This is a genomic window from Mycobacterium sp. 2-64 (genome assembly GCF_035918375.1).
Taxonomy (GTDB): Bacteria; Actinomycetota; Actinomycetes; order Mycobacteriales; family Mycobacteriaceae; genus Mycobacterium; species Mycobacterium intracellulare.
Genome location: NZ_CP142361.1, coordinates 4,234,642 through 4,252,713 on the forward strand (window position 1 = coordinate 4,234,642; position 18,072 = coordinate 4,252,713).

General features: G+C 67.2%; 16 protein-coding genes. 4 read left to right on the forward strand and 12 right to left on the reverse strand.

Going from position 1 to position 18,072, the window contains the following annotated elements:
* The first annotated feature begins 83 nt into the window (after positions 1-83).
* Genes QGN31_RS19600 through QGN31_RS19610 form a run of 3 tightly spaced genes read left to right on the forward strand, consistent with a single transcriptional unit; the run spans position 84 to position 2,700 of the window.
* Complete coding sequence (locus tag QGN31_RS19600; protein WP_043955624.1) at positions 84-1,166, forward strand: type III polyketide synthase; 1,083 nt, start codon at positions 84-86, stop codon at positions 1,164-1,166.
* Between the two features lie 20 nt (positions 1,167-1,186).
* Positions 1,187-1,687 (forward strand): isoprenylcysteine carboxyl methyltransferase family protein, encoded by a 501-nt coding sequence (locus QGN31_RS19605; RefSeq protein ID WP_014379405.1) that lies wholly within the window; start codon positions 1,187-1,189, stop codon positions 1,685-1,687.
* On the forward strand, positions 1,684-2,700 hold the full coding sequence (locus QGN31_RS19610; protein ID WP_014384024.1) for an NAD(P)/FAD-dependent oxidoreductase: 1,017 nt from the start codon (positions 1,684-1,686) through the stop codon (positions 2,698-2,700). Before QGN31_RS19605 ends, QGN31_RS19610 begins: the two co-directional genes overlap by 4 nt.
* A gap of 16 nt (positions 2,701-2,716) precedes the next feature.
* Here QGN31_RS19610 and QGN31_RS19615 read toward each other — a convergent pair whose 3' ends face one another.
* Positions 2,717-3,508, reverse strand: coding sequence for a crotonase/enoyl-CoA hydratase family protein (locus QGN31_RS19615; RefSeq protein WP_009957567.1), 792 nt, complete (start codon positions 3,506-3,508; stop codon positions 2,717-2,719).
* Positions 3,505-4,653 (reverse strand): thiolase family protein, encoded by a 1,149-nt coding sequence (locus tag QGN31_RS19620; protein ID WP_008254449.1) that lies wholly within the window; start codon positions 4,651-4,653, stop codon positions 3,505-3,507. The genes QGN31_RS19615 and QGN31_RS19620 overlap by 4 nt, the downstream gene beginning before the upstream one ends.
* Before the next feature lie 176 nt (positions 4,654-4,829).
* Here QGN31_RS19620 and QGN31_RS19625 point away from each other — a divergent pair, with 176 nt between their 5' ends.
* Complete coding sequence (locus QGN31_RS19625; RefSeq protein ID WP_014381991.1) at positions 4,830-6,272, forward strand: WS/DGAT/MGAT family O-acyltransferase; 1,443 nt, start codon at positions 4,830-4,832, stop codon at positions 6,270-6,272.
* Between the two features lie 21 nt (positions 6,273-6,293).
* Here QGN31_RS19625 and QGN31_RS19630 read toward each other — a convergent pair whose 3' ends face one another.
* The 10 genes from QGN31_RS19630 to QGN31_RS19675 all read right to left on the reverse strand — a co-directional run bounded on the left by QGN31_RS19630 (position 6,294) and on the right by QGN31_RS19675 (position 18,038).
* On the reverse strand, positions 6,294-7,085 hold the full coding sequence (locus tag QGN31_RS19630; protein ID WP_014381990.1) for a lysophospholipid acyltransferase family protein: 792 nt from the start codon (positions 7,083-7,085) through the stop codon (positions 6,294-6,296).
* Positions 7,082-8,350, reverse strand: coding sequence for a cytochrome P450 (locus QGN31_RS19635; RefSeq protein WP_020188677.1), 1,269 nt, complete (start codon positions 8,348-8,350; stop codon positions 7,082-7,084). The genes QGN31_RS19630 and QGN31_RS19635 overlap by 4 nt, the downstream gene beginning before the upstream one ends.
* Positions 8,351-8,442: 92 nt before the next feature.
* Entirely contained in the window at positions 8,443-9,105 is a 663-nt protein-coding gene (locus QGN31_RS19640) for a maleylpyruvate isomerase family mycothiol-dependent enzyme (RefSeq protein WP_014381988.1), read from the reverse strand.
* An 87-nt stretch (positions 9,106-9,192) separates the two neighbouring features.
* Positions 9,193-10,677 (reverse strand): aldehyde dehydrogenase family protein, encoded by a 1,485-nt coding sequence (locus tag QGN31_RS19645; RefSeq protein ID WP_014381987.1) that lies wholly within the window; start codon positions 10,675-10,677, stop codon positions 9,193-9,195.
* Between the two features lie 90 nt (positions 10,678-10,767).
* The gene (locus QGN31_RS19650; RefSeq protein WP_014941423.1) at positions 10,768-11,985 is read right to left on the reverse strand and encodes a cytochrome P450; all 1,218 of its coding nucleotides are present in this window, start codon (positions 11,983-11,985) and stop codon (positions 10,768-10,770) included.
* 10 nt (positions 11,986-11,995) lie between these two features.
* Positions 11,996-13,009: an SDR family oxidoreductase gene (locus tag QGN31_RS19655; protein ID WP_014941422.1), complete on the reverse strand. Its 1,014-nt coding sequence runs from the start codon at positions 13,007-13,009 to the stop codon at positions 11,996-11,998.
* Positions 13,002-14,150 carry a spirocyclase AveC family protein gene (locus QGN31_RS19660; RefSeq protein WP_029385560.1) on the reverse strand — a complete coding sequence of 383 codons (1,149 nt, stop codon included), beginning with the start codon at positions 14,148-14,150 and terminating at the stop codon, positions 13,002-13,004. The genes QGN31_RS19655 and QGN31_RS19660 overlap by 8 nt, the downstream gene beginning before the upstream one ends.
* 5 nt (positions 14,151-14,155) lie before the next feature.
* Positions 14,156-15,274, reverse strand: a complete 1,119-nt coding sequence (locus QGN31_RS19665; RefSeq protein WP_009957561.1) for an ABC transporter substrate-binding protein — start codon at positions 15,272-15,274, stop codon at positions 14,156-14,158.
* An 87-nt stretch (positions 15,275-15,361) separates the two neighbouring features.
* Positions 15,362-16,222 (reverse strand): CbbQ/NirQ/NorQ/GpvN family protein, encoded by an 861-nt coding sequence (locus QGN31_RS19670; RefSeq protein ID WP_009957560.1) that lies wholly within the window; start codon positions 16,220-16,222, stop codon positions 15,362-15,364.
* 55 nt (positions 16,223-16,277) lie between these two features.
* Entirely contained in the window at positions 16,278-18,038 is a 1,761-nt protein-coding gene (locus QGN31_RS19675) for a nitric oxide reductase activation protein NorD (RefSeq protein WP_014941421.1), read from the reverse strand.
* Positions 18,039-18,072: the final 34 nt, after the last annotated feature.

Genomic DNA, 18,072 nt, shown 5'->3' on the forward strand with positions numbered 1-18,072 from the left:
CCTAGCCCGACGATCTGGCCCGTGGCCCGCGCGACGCAAAGACGAATTTGAACCGGTGCGGCACCGGCACCGTGACCGGGGGCATGAAGAAGTTCACTGGGGGCGCCGCGGACACCGCGGTGAAATATCCGTCCATCGCCGGCGTGGCGGTGAAGTTCCCGCCCAATCGCTACACCCAACACGAGGCCATCCGCGCGCTGACCGACATCGCCGGCCCCGATTTCCGCCGGTTCGGCGGCAGCAGCGGGGTCGAGTTCCGCAACACCGCCTTGCGGCTGCCCCGCTACCGCGAGCTGAGCGGCTTCACCGAGGCCAACGACGCCTACCTCGACGTCGCGCTCGAGCTCGGCGAGCAGGCGCTGGTGGCGGCCCTGGACGAGGCCAAGGTCAAGCCGTCGGAGCTCGACATCGTGTTTTCCACGACGGTCACCGGGCTCGCCGTGCCGACGCTGGAGGCGCGCTTGGCGACGCGGGTCGGGCTGCGGCCCGACGTCAAACGCGTCCCGCTGTTCGGGCTGGGCTGCGTCGCCGGCGCGGCCGGGGTGGCGCGCATGCACGACTATTTACGTGCCTTCCCCGACCACACGGCCGCGCTGCTCGCGGTCGAACTGTGCTCGCTGACCATCCAGCGCGACGACACGTCCGTCGCCAACCTGGTCGCCACCAGCCTCTTCGGCGACGGCGCGGCCGTGGTGATCAGCGAGGGCGCCCAACGCACCGGCGCCGAACACACCGGACCCCGGGTGCTGGCCACCCGCAGCCGGATCTATCCCGACACCGAAGACGTCATGGGCTGGAAGATCGGCGGCGACGGATTCCGCATCGTGCTGTCCGCCGACATCGCCACCATCGCCGAGAAATACCTGGGCGACGACGTCCGCGATTTCCTCGCCGACTACGGTTTGCGCCCCCGCGACGTGACGACCTGGGTGTGCCACCCGGGCGGCCCGCGGGTGATCGAGGCCGTCGAGCACGTGTTGGACCTGCCCGCGGACGCCCTGGACCGCACCCGAAAGTCGTTGCGCGAGAACGGCAATCTGTCGTCGGTCTCGGTGCTCGACGTGCTCGCGGCCAACATGGCCGATCCGCCGGCGCCGGGCTCGATCGGCCTGATGATCGCGATGGGGCCGGCGTTCTGCTCCGAACTGGTGCTGCTGGCCTGGTAGCGCTGGTAAAGACTGTAGCCATGTATTACCTGCTGGTGCTGGCCGTCGGGGTCGAGCGCGTCGCCGAGCTGGTGGTGTCCACCCGCAACGCGCGATGGTCGTTTACCCAGGGCGCCAAAGAATTTGGCCGATCGCACTATCCGGTGATGGTGGTCATCCACACCGGGCTGCTGGTCGGTTGCCTCGTCGAACCGTGGGCGCTGCACCGGCCGTTCATTCCGTGGCTGGGCTGGCCGATGCTGGCGGTGGTGGCGGCCAGCCAGGCGCTGCGCTGGTGGTGCATCGCGACGCTGGGGCGGCGGTGGAACACCCGGGTGATCGTGCTGCCGCAGGCCCCGCTGGTGCGACGGGGTCCCTACCGCTGGCTGCACCATCCGAACTATGTTGCAGTGGTGGCTGAGGGGTTGGCATTGCCGCTGGTGCACACGGCGTGGCTGACCGCGGCCATCTTCACGCTGGCCAACGCCGCGTTGCTCGGGGTGCGGCTGCGGGTGGAGAACTCGGCTCTGGGTTACACATGAGCGATTACGACGCGGACCTGCTGATCGTCGGCGGCGGCCCCGGCGGCCTGGCCACGGCGTTACACGCTCGACGCCTTGGACTTTCGGTGATCGTGGCCGAGCCGCGCGAGAGCCCCATCGACAAGGCGTGCGGTGAGGGGCTGATGCCCGGCGGCCTGGCCGAGCTCACCGCGCTGGGCGTCGACCCGGCCGGCATGCCGTTCCATGGCATCGCCTACGTGAGCGAACGGCGGCGGGCCCAGGCGCGGTTTCGCGGCGGGCCGGGGCGCGGCGTGCGTCGCACCACGCTGCACGCGGCGCTGGCCGCGCGCGCCAAAGAGCAAGACACCGACTGGATCCGAGCGCGGGTGACCGGTGTCCGGCAGGACGCGCACGGCGTCTCGGCCGCGGGGGTGCGCGCGAAATGGTTGGTGGCGGCCGACGGCCTGCATTCACAGGTCCGGCGGGACGTCGGCATCGCGACGACGGCGGGAACGCCGCGACGCTACGGCGTGCGTTGGCACTACCGGGTGCCGGCGTGGACCGACTTCGTCGAGGTGCACTGGTCGCGCTGGGGCGAGGCGTACGTGACGCCGGTCGAGCCCGACCTGGTCGGGATGGCGATTCTGTCCCGCGGGCGGCCCGACCTGGCCTGGTTTCCGCGGCTGGCCCGGCAGCTGGAGGGCGCGAGCCGCGGGCAGCCGCGCGGCTGCGGCCCGCTCCGCCAGGTGGTCTCGCGGCGCGTCGCGGGCCGCGTCCTGCTGGTCGGCGACGCCGCCGGTTACGAGGACGCCCTGACCGGCGAGGGCATCAGTCTGGCACTCAAGCAGGCCGCCGCGGCCGTCGATGCCATCGCCGCCGAGGCGCCCGCGTCCTACGAGCAGGCCTGGCACCGGATCACCCGCGACTACCGGCTGCTCACCCGCGGGCTGGTGCTGGCCAGCACGCCGCCCGCGGTGCGCCGCGCCGTCGTGCCGGCGTGCACGCTGCTACCGGGGGTGTTCCGCCGCGGGGTGAACGTCCTGGCGCACTAGCCCGCCTAGCAGCGCGTTACCGCGCCTTCCAGACCGGCTCCCGCTTCTCGGCGAACGCCAGCGGCCCCTCCTTGGCGTCCTCGGATTTGAGCAAAACCCGCATCTCGCGCACGGTGCGGTCCCAACCCGGCTCGTCGCCGACGACGACCCCGTCGTCGACGCCGTAGGCGACCCGCTTGCTGGCCTGCACCGACAGCGGCGCGTTGACGGTGACCCGCGCCGCCAGCGCCAGCGCTGCGTCCAGCACCGAGCCCTGCGGGGCGACCTCGTTGATCAGCCCCCACTCGCAAGCGGCGGCCGCGGTGAGCGGCTCGCCGGTCAGCAGCAGTTGCATCGCCACCTTGCGCGGCAGCTGCTGCGCGATGCGGAAAACGCCACCGGCGGCGGCGATCAGCCCACGCTTGACCTCGGGGAGCCCGAACTGGGCCCGCTCGTCGGCCACCACCAGGTCACTGGCCAACGCCAGCTCGGTGCCGCCGCCCAACGCGGTCCCGTTCACCGCCGCGATGGTCGGCTTGTCGATGAAGTGGTGCACGTAGCCGGCGAAGCCCCATTCGGGATGGTCGGGGTGATACAGGTTTTCGCGCCGCGCGATCGCCTTGAGGTCGGCACCGGCGCAGAACGACTTGTCGCCCGCGCCGGTGAGCACCACCGCCCGCACCTCGGGGTCGTGTTGCGCCGCTTCGAGCGCATCCCCGACACCGATGCTGACCGCGGCGTTGACCGCGTTGCGGGCCTCCGGCCGGTTGATGGTTATCACCATCACGTTGCCCCGGCGTTCGGCCAGGGCGCCCGGCTCCTGGGTCACAACAGTTCCACGATGGTGGCGTTGGCCTGGCCGCCACCCTCGCACATGGTCTGCAGACCGTAGCGAATTCCCTTGTCCCGCATGTGATACAGCAGGGTGGTCATGATCCGGGCGCCGGATCCGCCGAGCGGGTGGCCCAGCGCGATGGCGCCGCCGTTGGGGTTGAGCTTCTTCTCGTCGGCGCCGATGTCCTTGAGCCACGCCAGCGGGACCGGCGCGAACGCCTCGTTGACCTCGTAGGCGCCGATGTCGTCGATGGACAGCCCCGATTTCTTCAGCACCTTCTGCGTCGCCGGGATGGGGGCGGTCAGCATGATCACCGGGTCGGCCCCGGCTAGCGAAGCGGTGTGCACCTTGGCGATCGGCTTGAGGCCCAGCTCCTTGGCCTTCTCGGCCGACATGAAAAGCAGCGCCGCCGAACCGTCGGAGATCTGCGACGAGTTGCCGGCGTGGATCACGCCGTCCTCCTTGAACGCCGGCTTCAGCGAGGCCATCTTCTCCATCGGCGTGCCGCGGCGGATGCCCTCGTCCTTGAGGACCACATTGCCGTCCTGATCCTTGATGCCGACAATCTGATCGTCGAAGGCACCGGAATCCTGTGCGGCCGCGGCCTTTTCGTGCGAGGCCAACGAGAACTCGTCGAGCGCCGTGCGGTCGAAGCCCCACTTCTCGGCGATCATTTCCGCCCCGATGCCCTGGTTGGGGATCTGGCCCTGGTAGCGGTCCAGGAACGCCTGCGAGTACGGCCGCCCGCCGTTGGCCAGCGACGCCCCCATCGGGGTGCGCGACATCGACTCGACGCCGCCGGCGACGACGACGTCGTAGTGCCCGGCGATCACCCCGGCGGCCGCGAAGTGGATCGACTGCTGGCTCGACCCGCACTGACGGTCGACGGTCACGCCGGGGACGGTCTCGGGCCACCCGGCGGTCAGCAGCGCGGTGCGGCCGATGTCGAGAGCCTGCTCCCCGGCCTGCATGACGCAGCCCCAGATGACGTCGTCGACGATGCCCGGGTCGACGCCGGCCTTGTCCACCAGGCCGTTGAGCACCTGCGCGGACAGATCCGCCGGGTGCACCCCGGACAATCCGCCGTTGCGCTTCCCGATCGGTGAACGCACTGCCTCGACGATGACGGCTTCAGCCATGGTCTTGTCTCCTTTGACACGTGGACTTCGAAAAACGAGTGAGTCTTGCCTCGATTGTCAACCAAGGGGTTGGGAGGGCGAGGGCCGGGGGTTGGTTTTAGGCCAGCCGCCGACGTCAACGCCCACGAACCAGAATTTTGTTCTCATCGCAGGCGGTGCGGGGCAATAATGGTCGAGTGAAGCGGCTCAACGGTATGGACGCGATGCTGTTGTACAGCGAGACGCCGAACCTGCACACGCACACGATGAAGATCGCAATCGTCGATGCCGCCGACTTTGACGGTGAGCTGAGCTTCGACCTGTTCCGGCACACGCTGCGTCGGCGCTTGCATCGGCTGGATCCGTTGCGCTACAAGCTGATCGAAATCCCATGGCGGTTGCATCATCCGATGTGGCTGCAAAACTGCGACGTCGACATGGACTATCATGTGCGGCGCGTTGCGGTGCCCGCCCCGGGTGGGCGCCGCGAGCTTGACGAGGTGATCGGGCAGATCGCCAGTATTCCACTGGATCGCGACCGTCCATTGTGGGAGTTCCACTTCGCCGAAGGCATGGCCGATCACAAATTCGCGATCATCGGCAAGATTCACCACGCCTTGGCCGACGGCGTCGCCTCCGCCAATCTGCTGGCCAGGATCATGGACTTGCCCGGTCCAGTGCAGGACGACCGCGACACTGACACAACGTGCGCTACGCCCTCAACCGCGCAGCTGCTGCGCGCCGCCGCGGAGGATCACGCCCGGCAGGCCGCCGGGTTACCCGGGGTGCTCACCGAGGCGCTCGCCGCGACGCGACGGCTGCGACGACGCGCACGGCAGCGCAGTAGGCAGCCGGACCTTGCCCGCATCTTGCATGCGCCGCCGACGTTCATCAACCACAAGGTCTCTCCTGCAAGGACTTTCGCCACCGCCACCCTATCTTTGGCTCAGGTTAAAGAGACGGGTAAACAGTTGCAGATCACCATCAACGACATGGTAATGGCAATCGCCGCGGGCGCGTTGCGCGAACTGCTCTTGCGCTATGACGGCACGGCGGACCAACCACTGGTAGCTTCGGTCCCGGCCACGACGGACAGGTCACCACAGCGGATCAGCGGCAACGAGCTGGGTGGCATGGCGGTGTCGCTGCCGACGCACATCGCCGATCCGCTAGAGCGGGTGCGGCTGACGACGATCAGCACTGCAATCGCCAAGGAGAACAACGAGCTGTTCGGCCCCGAGCTGTATGGCAGATTGATCAGCTACCTGCCGGGCGCCGCAGCCCCGCTTGCGTTCAGATGGCTGGCCCGGCGAAACACCCGAAACAGGCTGTTCAACATCCCGATTTCCAATGTGATGGGGCCTCGTGAACGCGGCCGTTTCGCAGGCGCCCCGGTCAGCGAGATATATTCGGCGGGTCCGCTCATCACCGCCTGCGCCATCAATATCACCGTATGGAGCTACGTCGATCAGCTCAACGTATCAGCAATCGCCGACGACCGCACCCTGCGCGATACCCATGAACTCACCGACGCCATGGTCAGCGCGTTCTGCGAAATTCGAACTGCTGCAGGCTTTCCCGATGACATAGCCGTCGTGCAGAGCGCCATGCCGCCCGCCGCTGTCAAGTCGACGGGCTAGCACAGTTCCGTCGAACTGGCCCTACCCCAGAACCGGGAAGCGCCGCTCGCGGGCCAGCCCGTCCAGGGCCTGCTGCATCGCCGCGCGGACGTGCTCGTCGACCTCGACGGCGTCAGGCGTGTCCCCGAATTGGGTGACGACATCGATCGGTTCCAAGACCTGGCTGACGATTTTCGTGGGCAGCGGCAGATTGGGCGGCATGATCATGCTCAGCCCGAACGGCAAACCCACCGTGACGGGCAGAATGTCGGATCGCCAGCGCGACAGGCCAAGGCGCTTCGCCAGCCATGTGCCCCGCGTGAGGAACAATTGCCCCTCCTGCCCGCCGATCGAGACCACCGGCACGATCGGCACCTGCGCCTCGATCGCCGCCCTGACGTATCCGGTCCGGCCGTTGAAATCGATGACGTTCTCCGCCACCGTCGGTCGATAGGCGTCGTAAATCCCGCCCGGAAACACCAGCACCACACCACCGGCCCGAAGGGCCCGCGCGGCGTTTTTCGAGTTGGCACGAATGAGGCCAAGGCGAGCCAGCCATCCCGCCACCGGCCCTGCGAACATCCCGTCGTGACCGAGGGTGTACAGCGGACGCTTGTAGCCAAACTTGCGATAGAACGCCGCGCCGAAGATCAGCACGTCGGGCGTGAGTATGCCGCCCGAGTGGTTGCCGACGACCAGGGCACCGCCTTCAGGCGGCATCGATTCCAGCCCCCGCACTTCGAAGCGAAACCAGCGCCGCGCCAATGGTTCCGTCGCGGCGAGAAAGCGCTGGGTGAAGCCGGGATCCCACCCGCCGAAATCATGGACACTCACGGAATCGGGGTGAATTCGAGGTGCAGCTCGGACAGACCTCGCATCTGCCAAGTCGGGTCGTAGGTGTAACGACGGGCGTCCGTCGGCCCGTGCTTCGCCTCCGCAATGGTGATGTCCGCCATCCGGTCGAGTATGCGATTCAGCGAGATCCGTCCCTCGGCGCGGGCCAGCGGCGCGCCCGGGCACGAATGATTGCCACGACCGAAGGCCACATGCTCGCGCACATTCGGCCGGTCGATGAGAAACGCATCGGGTCGCTCGAACTTTCGTGCATCCCGGTTGCTCGCACCGGGCAGCAGCATCACGGTGCTCCCTGCCGGCACGTCGATGCCACCGATCGAGGTCGTCGTGCGTGCCATCCGGAAGTGGCATTTGACCGGACTTTCCATACGCAGCGTCTCTTCGACGAAATTCGATATCCGGCTGCGGTCTTCGCGGAGCAGCTTTTGCAAGTCCGGGTTCTCGGCGAGGATGCGGACGCCAAAGCTGAGTAGCTTGGTCGTGGTTTCCTGGCCGGCCGCGAACAGAAACGTCGCCAGCCGGACCACGTCGATGACTTCCGGTATCGAGCCGTCGGGATACTTCGCCTGGGACAGCTCGGTCAACACGTCTTCGCGTGGTTGTCGGCGTCGTTCTGTGATGTGGGTGGTGAACTTCTCGTCGAGGTATTCCAGCGGATTGTGCGCGCGGGTCATCGAGTCGTCCTCGACCCCACCGGAGAACTTGCCGGAAAACACGTCCCGAAACTCTTCGTGGTCCTCGACTGGAACCCCCAGGAGGTCGGCGATCACCAGGCCGGAGAACGGTCGCGCGTACTCGTCGAGGAATTCACAACTCCCGCGTGACAGGAACTCGTCGAGCTGCTGATCGGCGAGTCGCCACATGAAGTCTTCATTTTCCTTGAGCCGCTTGGGCGTTAGCAGGCGACTGAGCAGACCCCGCGTCCGGGCGTGCTCCGGTGGGTCTTGAGTCACGATGTGTTCGCTCATTGGGATCTGCGAGCGATATTGTTCGATCAAGTGACCGATGTCGTCGCCTTCGGGCTCGAAAGGCAATCCCGCAAACGGGCCAGCGACCGAGACGCACGACGAGAACGCCGGATCTTTGTAGACCGCGAGCGCCTCGGAGTGTCCCGTTACCGCCATCACGCCCTGCTCGGGTCGCTCCAACACCGGGCAACGCGCGCGCAGGTCGTCGAAGTAGGGGTACGGGTCAGGAATCAGGGATAGGTCAGTGAAGAAATCGACCGATTCGAGATCACTCAACAGGACTCCTAGGCATCCAGGTAACCGCACCACCAGCGTGAACCCGGGCGACGCGACTTCACCTGCCAATCTAGGGCTGAACAAATATTAGGTCAAGCTTTGCGGCGAGGGTCACCGGACTGCACCGACAACCGCGAGACAAGTATCGGCAGGCCGGGCCCGTCGAGCATGCCTAGGAGCGCAGTGCGGCCGGTGACAGCCAGCATCAGAGCGGCGACCGGTCCGCGGATTTCCGCACCGCTGCCCCAAGCCCAGTCAATATCACCGGCGCACAGGCGGATTCCGCGTAATCGCCCGAGGGGAACGAAGCCGAACGGCCACCGGCCGGTCAAGAAGTCCATGGCCAATGCTGCTCGCTGCGGATCGGGTTGGAAGGGCAGTCCGAGTGGGATCCGGATGTCAGCGCTATGCACCAAGACATCCGCCAGTGGGTCCAGCGGTCCGAATAGTGGCGGATCGATCCGGCGATCCGCGCACTCGCGCAGACTGGCTACGATCTCAGCGGCCGGCAATTCGCCACGGCGGCGGGCCAATTCGTCGATCGCGCGAGCCATGCTCCTACGGCGCAGCGCGAGCCGCAGGAATGTGGGGGTGCCATCCGTGGCACTGCTGACCGCATGAGCGGCGACTGTCTTGACATCCCAACCCGCACACAGGCTCGGCGTGGCCAATTGTGCGGGGCTCAATCCGTCCAGCAGACATGCGATGCGACGCCGCTCGTCGGCGACGGCGGCGAAGACGAATTCGCGGTCCACACGCATGGGTTACCGCAACGAGATTGTCACCACGGCCGTGCCTAAGCCCGAAACCGCGACCCTGGCGGCAATCCGTCGAAAGGTGATCTACCCGGCAGGGTATGCGACCGACTTGATCTCGGTGTACTGGTCGAACCCGGCCACACCGTTCTGGCGCCCCACACCGCTTTCCTTGTAGCCACCGAACGGCGTGTCGGCCCCGTACGGGGCGCCACCGTTGACGCCCATGAAGCCGGCCTTGATGCGGCGTGTGACCGACAGCGCACGCTCGAGGGAACCGGCGAAGACGTTGCCGGCCAGCCCGTACACGCTCTCGTTGGCGATCCGGATCGCGTCCTCTTCGTCATCGAACGGGATGACCGAGAGTACCGGGCCGAAGATCTCCTCCTGCGCGATGGTCATCTTGTTGTCGACGTTGGTGAAAAGCGTCGGCCGGATGAAGTATCCCTTATCAAAGCCGGTTTCCGCGCCGGGGCCGCCGACCAGCGCGGTGGCGCCCTCGTCGACACCCTTCTGGATGTAGCCGGTGACGCGCTCGAACTGGCGTTGCGAGATCACCGGCCCGCACAGCGTTGCGGGGTCCTGCGGGTCGCCGCATGTCACGTTCTCGTAGATGTTCTTCAGGATCTCCACGCCCTCGTCGTACCGGGACCGTGGCAACAACAGCCGGGTCGGGTTGGCGCACCCCTGACCGGCGTGCATGCACGGCGCGATGCCGACCATGCACGCCGTCCCGAAGTCCGCGTCCTCCAGGACGATGGTCGCCGACTTGCCGCCGAGCTCCAAAAACAGCCGCTTCATGGTGGCCGCACCCTTTTCCATGATCCGCTTGCCGACGACCGTCGAACCGGTGAAGGAGATCAGGTCGACCTTCGGCGACAGCGTGAGCTCCTCGCCCACGAAGTGGTCGGACGCGGTGACGACGTTGACCACACCGGCGGGGATGTCGGTCTTCTCGGCGATCAACCGGCCGAGCCGGGTGGCGTTGAACGGCGTGTTCGGCGCCGGCTTGAGCACCACCGTGTTGCCGGTGCCCAGCGCCTGGCCGAGCTTGTTGAGGGTGACCTCGAACGGGAAGTTCCACGGCACGATCGCCCCGACCACACCCACCGGCTCCCGCCAGACCTTGCGGGTGGTTAGCGTGCCGGTGAGGCTGATGACCTTGTCGCCCAGGTCGGTCTCCCACGCATACTCGTCGATCAACCGGGCGGGATACTTCAGCCCGTCTTCCAGCGGGGCGTCCAGCTGGGGGCCGAACGTGATGGCCCGCGGCGAGCCGACCTCAAGGATCAGCTCCTCGCGCAGTTCTTCCTTCTCCGATTCGATCGCCTCGTGCAGCTGTAGCAGGCAGCGTTTGCGCAACTCCTTGTTGGTGGACCAGTCGGTCTCGTCGAAGGCGCGCCGGGCGGCGTCGATGGCCCGGTGCATGTCCTCCTTGGAGGCGTCGGCCACCTCCCCGAGCGACTCTTCGGTCGCCGGATTGATGTTCGTGAAGGTGCCGGCCTGCCCGTCAACGAGCTTGCCGTCGATCATCATCTTCGGCTCGAAGCGGACCTTTACAGCCTCAGTCATATCTGTCACTCTCTTCTGGGTCGTTGAAGGGCTACTGAGAGCCTTACCGCAACCTAGCCGATTGGCAAGTTGCAACCGCTGCCGGGCTGGTTACTGCGGATCGAACAGCACCGGAACCGACGTCGGTGACCGGAAGACCTGACCGCGGATGTGCGGGTCGTCCCCGTCGGGGTCCAGCCGAAGATTCGGCAGGCGGTCGAGCAGCAGGTTGATGGCGGTGCGCATCTCGAGGCGCGCCAGGTGCATGCCGAGGCAGACGTGTACGCCGTGCCCCCAGCCCAGGTGCGCCCGAGCCTCCCGGTGGATGTCGAACTTGTTCGGATCGGGGTAGCGATCCTCTTGCCGGTTCGCCGAACCGAGCATCGGCATCACCGTCGCCCCGGCCGGAATCGCCACGCCGCCCAGTTCGGTGTCGCGGGTCGCCACCCGGGTGATGGTCAACAGCGGTGATTCCCAGCGCACGCCCTCCTCGATCGCCTGGGGCAGCAGCGATCGATCCGCGCGGATGGCATCCAGCTGCGCCGGATCCGACAACAGCGCCAAGAGCAGGCTGCCGAGTGCGCGGTAGGTCGTCTCGACGCCCGCTGGCAGCAGCAGCCGAAGGAACGAGAAGATCTCCTCGTCCGCGAGCTTCTCCCCGTCGATCTCGGCCGCACCTAGGGCGCTGATCAAGTCGTCCTTCGGGTCGGCCCGGCGGGCCTCGAGTATCGGCGCGAAGTACTCGCACAGAGCGGCTGAGGCCGCAAGCCCGCGTTCGGGGTTCATCAGCCAGCTCAGCAGCGAAATCGACCACCGCTGAAACTGTGGGTAATCCTTCTCCGGCAAGCCCAGCAACCCCGCGATGATCTGGCTCGGGTAGTCGAAGGTGAATTCCTTGACCAGATCCGCCTTACCGTTGGGTGCGAACTTGTCGATCAAGCCGTTCGCCACGCGGCCGACCAACTCGTCCTGCCAGCGCGCCAACGACTTCTGCGAGAACGCCTTCGATACCAAGGAACGCAACCGTCCGTGGATCGGCTCGTCCATGCCCAGCATTACGCCCTCGCCCAGCACGGGACCGAACGCGGCGATGACCGCGGCCGAGGAGAACGTCTCGTTGTCGCGCAGCATCTGCTGGATGTCCTCGTGGCGATACACGATGAACATGGGCAGCCCTTCCTCGTGCGGAAGCGCTCCCGAGGTCTCGAGTCGCTGCACCGGTTCCTCGTGGCGCAGCCGCGCCAATTCGGTGTACGGGTCGCGCACGTCGCCGGATATCGCGTCGTCGAAGGCGCCGAAATCCGCTAGATCGTCGAAAAGTTGTTCCATGGTTGCCCCTCTAATCCCCTTGCGTTGCCGCATTCTTTTGCGACGAGGACCGCCCCGCTACCGCGGCCAAGCGCTGCAGTACCGGCTGCGGAAGAACGCGGGCGACGAAGACCATCGCCTTTTGACTTGTCGTCAACGGCCACGCCCCGCCCCGCATCGACCCCTGTTTGGGTATGCCCAGCACGGTCCGCGACATGTGGTGCATGCCCGAGGCGGGCAGGATCCTGTTGGCCGCCAGCAAGATCGACGCGTCCGGGCCGATGCCGCGGCGGCGAAACGGCGCGCGGTCCTCGAGCGCCCTGAGCAGGCCATCGGTGAAGCGCTCCGGTGGCCGGGCCATCTTCATCGCCAAGCGACCGCGGCTGTTCATGGTGTTGTGCAGCCGGGCGTACGGGCCCTCGAAGTTGCGATCGTCGGTGGTGCCGGCGTCGGTGATGATCTCGGTGTCATAGGTGCCGGCGACCACCACGGTGACCCCGAGTCCGAAGGGCGCGATCTCGCACGCCATCGATTCCCCCCACCGCTCCAGCGCCCCCTTGGCCGCCGAGTACGGCGCGGTGGCGGGCTGGCCGCGCACTCCAGCGGCGCTGGACACCAACACAATTCGGCCCGCACCGGCCGCCCGCATCGACGGCAGCAGGGCCTGGGTGAGCGCGACGGGCCCCAGGACGCTGGTGGCGAACATGCGCTGCCACAACGCCATGTCGGTCTCCTCCACCATTCCGGCGGCGGAGATGCCCGCGTTGTGCACCAGCGCATACGGTGCACCCACGGCCTCTTCGATGGCCTTGGCCGCCGCGGCGATCGACGCGGTGTCCGTCAGGTCGAGCTGCACACCGATCAACCGTTCGTCGTCGGGCGACAGCCCCCGGTCCTGAATCGCCCGACGCAGCAGCGGCATTCCCCGGTCGGGTGTGCGCATGGCCGCGACGACCCGCCACCCCTCCCGATACAGCCGCACCGCCGAGGCGAACCCCAACCCGCGCGACGCGCCGGTGATGACGACCGTGCGCGGCTCAGCCATGGTTGCCCGACGGGGGAGTCGCACACGGGCCTTCGCCCGGTGGCGGGGGCTCGACGTGGGGTCGACCGTTGGGCTCCCCGCTCGCCCACGTCGACCAGATGCCGACCGAGAACGGACCCTGCGCGCCCGCCTTCTCGTAGAAGCCTTGCGGGTCATAGACTTTGGCCTCGGGGTACGGCCACGGGCACGCCACCGAGGTGGCGGCATGGCTGACCTTGATGACCCAGAACCAGCCGCCGTACGCGAAGTAGGACACGTTGATGATGACGAACATCACCAGGAACGTGCCCAGCACCGGTCGCCCCGGGAACAACTTCGCCTTTGCGGCAAGCTTTTCCGCGACCGACTTACCCGTGTCGTCGCGATAACAAAGGATCGCGGCCGGCACCATCACGAAGCACACCGAGAACGACTCCCAGATCAACGGGAACTGGAATGTCGTGCCGGTGAACACCGATCCCCAAGGAATGACCTGCGAGTAGATGTACATGCCCCAGTGGACGAGGGTGTTCTCCAGGAAGGCGTCGAAAACGAAACCGATCACCAGGGTGATCAGACCCAGGCACACCAACGGGTGCCGCGACGCATAGCTCGCGGGCCCGTATTTCGCCTGCAGCTTGCGCAGCAGCCAGACGGCCGGGAAGTAGGGGCCGAAGTAGAACATCACGTAACCGAAGACCACGAACGGCTCGACCGTCGGCGACAGCGAAACCAGCGGCCAGGATTCCGGCCAGTGCACCAGATCGGGGTTGTAGACCGCGAACGGCGACCAGTTCATGATCGGGTCCTGCCACACGATCAGCGTGGTGCACAAGAACATCAGCATCGCCGGGCTGCCGGGGTTGCGGCGCCAGCCCCTGATGAAGACGATCAACAGCACGATCAGCGCCACCACGGTGGCCCAGTCCAGGAAGTCGATGTAGTCCAGCCCGAACATGAACTTCACCGGGCGCGGCCGCCCCTGCACGTTCGGATTGGCCACCCGCGGGTCGAGGGCCACCCGGCAGTTCGCGATGAAGAACAACACGAAGGCGGCCAGTGCGGCGCCGGAGATCCAACCGCCCCAGCCGCGCCTGTTGGTTCGCGGCGGGGAAACCGTTTCCTGCTGCGCGGCAGGGGGTGTGGACTGTTCGGTGGACATCGTCGTCACCCTTCCTCGCCGAAGCGATCAACCAGGTGCGAGTTGACGCCGTCGGCATCCAACGTCCGGGCCACGAGATACCCGGCGCCCATCCATGCCCGGCGCGTCCACTTGCCGAAGGAGACCCGGGTTCCGGGCGCCCCCGAGGCGGCGGGCATCATCTTCACCCGCTCCAGCGCCTCCTTGACGCCGCGCGGGCTGAGCGGGTGCGCGTCGGTGAATGCGCGCACGAGTGTCGCGGCGACGTCGCGATTCACCACGGTCACGCAGAACTCGGGGCGGCTGCCGTTGTACTTCTTGGCGTAGCTGTCGAGGAAGTCCTGGCCGATACGGTTGGCCTCGTCGTATTGGTCGACGCCGATCCAGCCCATGAACGCGTTCCACATGATCGGGTTCACCCAGGCGTTCTGCCACGCGGTGGTGGTGAAACGGGGTGGGTCCCAGCCGAGAGCCTCGAGCGCCGGGTTGATGAAGACGATCCCGAACCCGAATCCCAGGTGCACGATCGCCTCGGCCTTTGCCTCGTGGAGCGTCTGCACCGCAGCGTTGATGTCCTGAGCCGTCTGGGCGATCGCGGCCTCCGCCACGATCCGAATGCCCTTGCGCCGACAGGCACTTCGCAGGTTTTTCAGGTAGCTCTCCCCGATGAGGCTCTGCTCGACCAGGACACCGACCTCGGCGAGTCCCCGCTTGGCGATCAGGTCGGCCAGGAAGATGGGTTCGTCGGTCATCGATCCCTGGGGGAACGCGAAGGTCCACTCGCCTAGCCAGTCGTCGGTGCCGGTCACGCTGATCGCGGGCACCTTGAACCGCTCCTCGATCGCTTCGCGCAACGGCACACAGTTGTCGGTGATGTTGGGGCCGAAGACCACCAGGCAGCCCTCGTCGACCAGTTCGCCGTAGGCATCGATCACCGCCTTGACCGAACCCTTGGGCAGGCCCTCCACCTCGCGATAGATCATCTGCACCGGACGGTCCATCAGGCCCTGGGCGACGGCCTCCTCGAAGATGAGGTCGAAGGTCTGGGTGAACGACGCGAAAAGATCCTCCGGAAAGCCCGGCGGCAGCGTGAAATCCATCAGGTAACCGACCTTGATCGGCTCAGCGCTGCTCTCGTAGGACATCTGACCTCCCGGGTGACGAACTCAGGCGCGCGCCCCAAATCAAAAACCTAATATTTGTTCAGACCCTAGCCGGGCCGGTATGCAGCGTCAATGACCGGGCCCGTCGGGCCCGCACAGATAGATCTCGATCATCTCGCCCAGGGCCCTGCCCACCGCCACATCGTCGGTGAGCGGCCCCGCTATGGCGGCCCGGGCGGCCTCTTTCATGCTCAGCCCCTCGGCCACCAGCCTGCCCGCCGCGATCAGCACGCGCGTCGACGCGACCTCACGCAGCCCACCGGTCTCCAGCCGGCGGATCGCCTGGCCGAAACGGACCAACTCGGCCGCGATGGCGGCGTCCACCCCGGCCTCGTGCGCGACGATTCCCTCTTCGACATCGGCTGCGGGGAAGTCGAATTCGATCGCCACCATACGCTGCCGGGTCGAATCCTTGAGGTCCTTGAGCACGCTCTGATACCCCGGGTTGTACGACACCACCAGGCCGAATCCGGGGGCGGCGTCCAGCGTGACACCGAGCCGCTCGATGGGCAGCTGACGGCGGTGGTCGGCGAGCGGATGCAGGACCACGGTGGTGTCCTGCCGGGCTTCGACCACTTCGTCGAGGTAGCAGATGGCACCCTCGCGCACGGCCCGGGTCAGCGGGCCGTCCACCCAGACGGTCTCGTCACCGCGCAGCAGATAGCGGCCGACCAGGTCCGCGGTCGTCAGGTCGTCATGACAGGCGACGGTGATCAGCGGCCGGCCCAGGTCGTAGGCCATCGCCTCGACGAATCGGGTCTTTCCGCAGCCCGTCGGACCCTTGAGGACCAGCGACAGGCCCTGGCGGTACGCCGCCTTGAAGACGGCCTCTTCGCTGCCGACCGCCTGGTAATAGGGCCGCACTTCTCCCTTTTCGTCCCCCTCGGACTTACCGCGGTCGAAGTACGCAAGCCCGGACTCGTTGGCCATAGCTTCCCTTCAGATCGTCCGGCGATTGGAGCCTAGCCGGAACAGATGTTTGTTTTCAAGCGTCGTAGCGTGCGGGGCCGGTGAGTTGGCGCGCCAACTGTGTTCTGGGACTTGACATCACCGACACCCTGCGGCGAACCTCCGCCGAGCGCAGCGCAGACCGAAACAGCGGGCCGACGACGCCGGCCAGCTGATCGGGGCGTGCGATCGTCGCGTGCGCGGCGCTGCCGAACACCCTGCGCAGCGATTGCACGTCGGTGCCCGCGCCGACGGTCAGGCACACACAGCCGGTCCCCCGCCGGCGGGCCTCGGTCAGGGCGCGGCGCGCGTCGGCGGCACCGTAGGCGCGCTCGTATCCGTGGTCGTAGGCGAGCCCGTCGGACAGCACCACCAGCAGCCGCCGCGACGTTCCGCCGCGCGCCTCCAGGACCGCCGAACCGTGCCGGATCGCCGCGCCGAGCCGCGAGTACGCGCCGGGTTCCAGGCTGTTGAGCCGCCGGATGACCAGGGCGTTCAGCTGGTCGTCGAAGCGCTTCACGGGCACCATGCTCACCGCGCGCCGGCCCTGCGAGTAGTAGGCGTAGAGCGAGACGCGGTCGCCCAGGTCGTGCAGGGCCACGGTGAGGTTGGCGACCGCGGCGCGCTGTTGCTCGTGGACCGTCCGCCCGACCGTTCCCGGTTCGCCCGCCGACCCCGACACGTCGAGCAGCAGCAACACCGACAGGTCGCGCCGGCGCCGCAGGCTGTCGAGGTACACCGCCTCGTCGGGCACCGCGCCGGCCCGCACTTCGACCCGGGCTTCGACGGCGGCATCGATGTCGATGTCGTCGCCTTGCGACTGCCGGTGCCGGCGGTGCAACCCCATGCCGAGCCGCGAAAGTGGCCGGCGCACACCGATGGCGTCGTCGATGGCCTGTGTCGCGGTGGCCTTGATCTCGGGTTGGATCTCGCGCACGGTGCACCATGCGGGCCGGTAGCTCTTGCGCGCCACATCCCATTCCGGATACCGCACGCCGTCCGCGATGGGGTCCTGCTCGTTCCCCTCGTCCCCGGGCGCCGACGCCAGCGACGCCACGGCGTAGGCGCCGCGCTTGGTGGAGTTGGTGCGATGCGTGAAGCCGTCCGCGCCGGGCGGACCCCCGCCGCTCCCGGTCTTGCGCGCGGACGACAGCATCTTTTTCAGCCATTTGCCGATGAAGCCGCCCCCGCCCACCGGGCTGGTGAACAAGTCCGGGTCGTCGGAATCGTCGACGTCACCGTCGTCGAGCTCCTCGAGTTCCCGCTTCTGATCGCTCGAATTTCGCGGAACGTGTTGGGATTCAGCCTGATTCCGTTGCGGTGCCAAGCGGGAGGCCGCCGTCACCACCTTTGCCGCACGTATCACGCCGAATTCCGGCCGCGGGACCTCGACGGCGCCCCGGCCGGAGGCGATGCGCAGCGACGCCGCAGGCGAGTCACTGCGGCCGGCGACGCCGCGATCACCGACCGACGCAAGGATGCCCGGCAGCACGTCGGCGTTACTCACCAGTGCGCGATGACCCTCCACCGCCAGATAGCGTCTGGCCAGCCGCGGGTGGCGTACCAGGGCACGCACAATGGCGGGATCCAGACTGCCGGCCGCGATCAGCGAGGCCTGCACCGCAACCGATGCGAGCCGCGCGCGGTCTGGCGCGACCGGGTCGACGTAGATCGTCTGGCCGTCCGTCCACGGCGGTTCACCCGGCTGCAGTTCGGCGACGGCCACCGCGCGGCCCGCCAGCGCCGAGGCCAGCATCGCGAGCCCCCGCACCCCGTCGCCACGCGCGTCGTCCGCCACCCCGGACCTCCGAACCAGTCGTTGACCAAATATC

What these genes read in the sequence shown, in the direction of transcription:
- QGN31_RS19610 (WP_014384024.1), top strand. Translation starts at nt 1,684, where the DNA reads ATGAGCGATTACGACGCGGACCTGCTGATCGTCGGCGGCGGCCCCGGC.
- QGN31_RS19650 (WP_014941423.1), bottom strand. Translation starts at nt 11,985, where the DNA reads ATGGAACAACTTTTCGACGATCTAGCGGATTTCGGCGCCTTCGACGAC.
- QGN31_RS19620 (WP_008254449.1), bottom strand. Translation starts at nt 4,653, where the DNA reads ATGGCTGAAGCCGTCATCGTCGAGGCAGTGCGTTCACCGATCGGGAAG.
- QGN31_RS19600 (WP_043955624.1), top strand. Translation starts at nt 84, where the DNA reads ATGAAGAAGTTCACTGGGGGCGCCGCGGACACCGCGGTGAAATATCCG.
- QGN31_RS19670 (WP_009957560.1), bottom strand. Translation starts at nt 16,222, where the DNA reads ATGGCCAACGAGTCCGGGCTTGCGTACTTCGACCGCGGTAAGTCCGAG.
- QGN31_RS19645 (WP_014381987.1), bottom strand. Translation starts at nt 10,677, where the DNA reads ATGACTGAGGCTGTAAAGGTCCGCTTCGAGCCGAAGATGATGATCGAC.
- QGN31_RS19655 (WP_014941422.1), bottom strand. Translation starts at nt 13,009, where the DNA reads ATGGCTGAGCCGCGCACGGTCGTCATCACCGGCGCGTCGCGCGGGTTG.
- QGN31_RS19665 (WP_009957561.1), bottom strand. Translation starts at nt 15,274, where the DNA reads ATGTCCTACGAGAGCAGCGCTGAGCCGATCAAGGTCGGTTACCTGATG.
- QGN31_RS19660 (WP_029385560.1), bottom strand. Translation starts at nt 14,150, where the DNA reads ATGTCCACCGAACAGTCCACACCCCCTGCCGCGCAGCAGGAAACGGTT.
- QGN31_RS19605 (WP_014379405.1), top strand. Translation starts at nt 1,187, where the DNA reads ATGTATTACCTGCTGGTGCTGGCCGTCGGGGTCGAGCGCGTCGCCGAG.